The organism is Psittacicella hinzii (assembly GCF_003585935.1).
In the GTDB taxonomy this organism is placed as follows: domain Bacteria; phylum Pseudomonadota; class Gammaproteobacteria; order Enterobacterales; family Psittacicellaceae; genus Psittacicella; species Psittacicella hinzii.
The window spans coordinates 1-5,319 of the sequence record NZ_NRJG01000192.1 but is presented as its reverse complement, the minus strand read 5'-3'; the positions used below and the strand labels follow the sequence as shown (position 1 = coordinate 5,319).

The 5,319-nt window shown below is 34.7% G+C and carries 5 protein-coding genes; all 5 read left to right on the top strand.

The annotated features are described in order from the left end of the window. A partial coding sequence (locus CKF58_RS08030; RefSeq protein WP_119532717.1) for an ABC transporter permease occupies positions 1-761 on the top strand: 761 nt, incomplete at its 5' end. A 1-nt stretch (position 762) separates the two neighbouring features. Beyond that, positions 763-1,665, top strand: a complete 903-nt coding sequence (locus CKF58_RS08025; protein ID WP_119532715.1) for an ABC transporter permease subunit — start codon at positions 763-765, stop codon at positions 1,663-1,665. Positions 1,666-1,677: 12 nt separating this feature from the next. After that, positions 1,678-2,529 (top strand): ABC transporter ATP-binding protein, encoded by an 852-nt coding sequence (locus CKF58_RS08020; RefSeq protein ID WP_119532713.1) that lies wholly within the window; start codon positions 1,678-1,680, stop codon positions 2,527-2,529. Then, positions 2,522-4,324 (top strand): ABC transporter ATP-binding protein, encoded by a 1,803-nt coding sequence (locus CKF58_RS08015; protein WP_119532721.1) that lies wholly within the window; start codon positions 2,522-2,524, stop codon positions 4,322-4,324. The genes CKF58_RS08020 and CKF58_RS08015 overlap by 8 nt, the downstream gene beginning before the upstream one ends. 137 nt (positions 4,325-4,461) lie before the next feature. Beyond that, a complete protein-coding gene (locus CKF58_RS08690) occupies positions 4,462-5,079 on the top strand; it encodes a type II 3-dehydroquinate dehydratase (RefSeq protein WP_222987775.1) in 618 nt (205 codons plus the stop codon). The last annotated feature ends 240 nt before the right edge of the window (positions 5,080-5,319 follow it).

Genomic DNA, 5,319 nt, shown 5'->3' with positions numbered 1-5,319 from the left:
GCTTTAATACAGGTACTCCGGTACTTGATGAATTTTTTGCTCGTTTCCCCGCAACTGTGGAATTAGGTATTACAGCGGTATTATTTGCTTTAATCTTAGGTTTACCAATTGGAATTTTTGCTGCAATTAATCGTGGTAAATGGTTAGATAACCTATTAATGACAATTTCATTAGTTGGTTATTCAATGCCTGTATTCTGGTGGGGACTAATTTTAGTAATGGTATTTTCAATTAACTTAAATTGGTTACCGGCTTCAGGTTACTTTGGCGTGCAATATTTCATTCCTCAAGTAACAGGCTTTTCATTAATTGATGCCATTATTGCTAAAGATCCTGCGGCTTTAAAATCAGCAGCTATGCATATTGTTTTACCAACAATTGCTTTAGGGACAATACCAACCGCAATTATTGCTCGTATGACACGTTCAAGTATGCTCGAAATTTTAAACGAAGGGTTTATCCAAGCCTTAAAAGCTCGTGGTGTAGGTCCGTTTCGTTTAATTGTAGGTCATGCATTACGCAATGCTTTAATTCCTATTGTTACAGTATTAGGGATTATTGTAGGTGGATTAGTTTCTGGTGCAATTTTAACCGAAACGATTTTCTCTTGGCCTGGTGTAGGTAAATGGTTAGTAGATGCTATTAACTCAAGAGACTTCCCTGTAATTCAATCTGCAATTCTCTTTATTGCTATTTTTGTGGTGCTAATAAACTTATTAGTAGACGTAATTTATACATTAATTAATCCGAGAGCAAAATAACATGGCAAATACAGTAAATACTGAGGCATTGGTTTCGGATCAATCAGCAACAAAATTATTTTTAAAAGCCTTTGCTACTAATAAAGGTGCGGTAATTGGATTTATTTTTGTTGTAATTTTAATTGCGATTGGGATTTTTGCTCCACAAATCGCTCCTCATGATCCAGTTGAGCAATTTCGTGATTTACCTCTATTACCACCTGCTTGGATGGAAGGCGGACGTGTTGATTTCTTTTTAGGTACTGATGATTTAGGTCGAGATCTTTTATCACGTATTATCTATGGAGCACGTGTTTCTATTCTTAATGGGGTAATCATTGTCTTAATTTCTTCGTGTATTGGCGTTACTTTAGGATTAATAGCTGGTTACTTTGGTGGAATTCTTGACATTGTGATTTCACGTTTTGTGGACATTATTATGTCATTACCTTCATTACTAGTGGCAATCGCGGTAGTAGCAGTACTTGGTCCATCATTAAAGAATGCAGCCATTGCAATCGGGGTAATTTCGATTCCTTCATACGTACGTTTAACACGTATTGGCGTAAAAGTTGAAAAATCGAAAGACTATGTAACAGCTTCGCGTTTAGTAGGTGTTGGTAATTTACGTTTAATGTTTAATACCATTTTACCGAATACCCTTAGTCCAATTGCCGTACAAGCGACTCTAGGTTTTTCAAGTGCAATTCTAACTATGTCAGCCCTTGGCTTCTTAGGTATGGGTGCACAACCACCTGCTGCAGAATGGGGTACGATGTTATCAGAATCGACAAGATACTTCCTTACAGCATGGTGGACGGTTACTTTCCCAGGTTTAGCAATTTTACTAACAGTATTATCGTTTAACTATATGGGAGATGGTGTGCGCGACGCTTTAGATCCTAAATTAAGACAACAAGGTTAGTTTGAGGTGTTTATGAATAAAATAGCTTTAGCCGTAAAAAACCTTAAAGTGACTTTTGGTAAGAAAAAAGAACCTACTTTAAAAGGTATTTCTTACGAAGTTGAACAAGGACAAATCTTAGGCGTTGTAGGTGAGTCTGGTTCTGGTAAATCTATTAGCTCTTTAGCTATTTTAGATTTATTAGATAAAACTGCCAAAGTAGAAGCCGAACAAATTCAAGTAGATGGTATCGACTTTTTAGCTCTATCTCGCAAGGAAAAACGAGCGCACTTAGGTAAAACCATTTCAATTATTTTCCAAGATGCTTTAAATGCTCTAGATCCAACGTTTACTATTGGTGAACAAATGATTGAAACTCTTGAGTTACACGATCCTGGTAAAAGTAATAAAGAGTATCGTGCAAGAGCTATAGAGTTATTAGTGCAAGTTGGAATTACTGAACCTGAAAGTCGTTTAACTGCTTATCCTCATCAATTATCAGGTGGGCAGTTACAGCGTATTATGATTGCTATGGTAATCTCATCAAATCCTAAAGTGTTAATTGCTGACGAGCCAACAACAGCTTTAGATGTAATTATTCAAAATCAAATAGTTGAGCTCCTACTTGAAATTCAACATAAAACCAAAATGACGCTAATTTTTATTAGTCATAACTTAGCGTTAATTTCGGAAATTGCGGATAAAATTATTGTTATGCGCAGAGGTGAAATTGTTGAAACTGGTAGTGTAGCTGACATTTTCTTAAATCCACAAGAAGATTACACTTTAGCATTAATTAATTCTTTACCACAATTTGCGCGTAACTTACAACCGATTAGAATTAACGGTAAAGCTACACTAGACGAGGATAAAGCTCATGGTTAATTCTGTAGAACAAGCGCCAAAAAAAGAAGAAAATAATCAAATGTATGGTAGTCTGTTTTTACCGGATAATATCCCATTAATTGTGGATTTTAGTAAAACTGAAGAAGACTACACTCCTAGTGAAATTGACTTCCCATTACAAATTGAACAAACCGAGCAAGTAGTTGTTGAATCAGCTCCCGAGCGTATAAATCAAAACTTAGCAACCAAACAATACGCTACTCCATCCTTTAAACAGCACATTGCTCAACAAGTTAGCTTACTTGATGAAACTGATGCAACTTTAGACAGTAAAGCTTATGCTCCTGAAGTTACAGAAAAAGTTAAAACTCAAGTAAAAAGTGTTAATCCTTTAGAACAGCTAAGTAACTATGACGATAGTCAACAAAATTCACAAATTAGTGATTTTATTGGCGGCTATAGTCAAACTGCTATTCGTGTTGAACAATTCGAAGACTTATCATCACAATTAGTAGCTGCTAATGTGCAAACTGAGCAAACTAAAGAACAAACTGTAAAATTAACCCTTTCGACGGAGCAACCTGTAGTAACTGGTTTAGTTACAGATAGTGCTCTAATTAAGCGTTTAGCAGTTTATGCGCAAGAGTTAGCTGCAAAAAAAGAGCAGCTACAACAAGAGCTTGCTCAAGTAAGTAAACAAACTGAAGTTGCTAAGCAAGATTCTCTAGAAGAGCTGTCAATAAGTGAATCAGCTCAACACGAAAGTGCTGCAGATAAGGTTAAAAATGCCGCAAAAGCAGCTAACATTAATGTACGCACTTCAAAATTAGCTAGTTCAATTGACTGCCAACAAGTAGAGGTTGATTACCAAGCTTTACAAGCACAACAAGAAGCAGATCCAACCGTAGTGGATCATGGTACTTATAAAACTAAAGAGTACACTGATTATCAAGGTAACAAACGTCAAGTTAAGTTATCTGAGCACTATCCAGAGTACATGTATGATGTTGAGGATCTGTTCAAAGATGCACCAGTAGTACTTGAAAGTGAAAACTTAAGTAAAGATTTCAAAATTCGTAAAGGCTTATTTAGCAGTAAAACTTTACAAGCTGTGAAGAACGTGAATTTTACTTTACGTCAAGGTGAAACTTTATCGATTGTTGGTGAATCTGGTTCTGGTAAATCAACCCTAGCAAAATTAATGGTAGGAATTGAGAATCCTACGGCTGGTAAAATTAAATTTAAAGGTGAGGAAGTAAACTACAAAAATCGTAAGCAACGTCGTGCTATGCGTAAAGAAATCCAAGTAGTTTTCCAAAATCCTCATGCTTCATTAAATCCTCGTAAAACTATTTACAAGATTTTAGAAGAACCTTTAATTTACAATACTGATTTAAATGCTGAACAACGACGTGAGACTATTGAGAAAATTATGTCATTAGTCGAATTAGATAAAGAGCATTTAAATCGCTATCCACATATGTTCTCGGGTGGTCAGAAACAACGTATTGCTATTGCACGAGGCTTAATTTTAAATCCTTCGGTTGTAGTTGCAGATGAGGCTGTTTCGGCACTAGACGTATCAGTACAAGCGCAGATTTTAAATCTGATGTTAGAAATCCAAAAACGTTATAACACTTCGTTTTTATTCATTAGTCATGATTTATCTGTGGTACGTCATATCTCTCATCGTGTGTTAGTTATGTATCATGGGGATATTGTTGAATATGGTACAGTTGAGGAAATTTTTAATAATCCACAACATCCATATACCAAACAATTATTAGCAGCTATTCCAAAACTGCCTCCTTGTGTCGTACAAAAACACAGTTAAGCAAAACTAAAAAGGGCATAGTTTCATATTTAAACGTATGAACTATGCCATTTTTTGTCTAAGTATGTCAAAATTTGCCATTTTGTAAGCAATCAAGCATATAATTAGCTTAATAGGAACTTCCAAAGTTATAAATTATGCCTATCCAAGAATACCGCTTTATAATTCTTAATGGTCCAAATTTAAACCTTTTAGGTTTAAGAGAGCCTGAAAAGTATGGCACAACTACTTTAGTGCAAATTGCTGATAGTTTAAAAAAACAAATTGTTGCTTATTTTAGTACAGCTCCATTTACTAATTTAAATATTGCAGACACAGCCTCTTTAACAAAGTCAAGTCAAGAGATTCCTTTAGGGAATTATCAAACAAACTTAAGTTTTATCGTAGATACACCAAAACAAAAAGCAGTAAAAATTACTTTAATCTTTTTCCAAACGAATAATGAAAGTGAACTGCTTAATCTCATTCATGCACAATTTGCTCAAAGTTTGGCTGCAAAAGCACAAGAACAATGCATTAATGATTTCTATGTTATAAATCCTGCAGCATGGGGGCATTATTCTGTAGCTTTACGTGATGCTCTATTAGGTGTACAAGCTAAATTGGTTGAAGTGCATTTATCTAATATTCACCAACGTGAAGCATTTAGACATCACTCTTATCTGCAAGATATAGCGCAAGGGGTAATTTGTGGTTTAGGAGCTAAAGGTTATAATATGGCTTTAAACTACTGGTTAGATAGTGTAAGTTGGTAAGTCATAATTTAAATGCACCTGCCAAAAGTAAATAAGTACCCTAAAAATGTATTAAAATGCTTAACTCTTAGCTATATTTTTACTTTTATGATAAAATAGGGCAGATATTAAATAGTTTAACTAACAAAAAAGACTTTAAAGATCATAAAACCTGCAAAAAGTGAAAGTTTAGGTATGGGTAGATTTTAGAGTAAAACGATCATTACGGTAGTAATTATTAACTTTAAGTTAAGTAAGAAC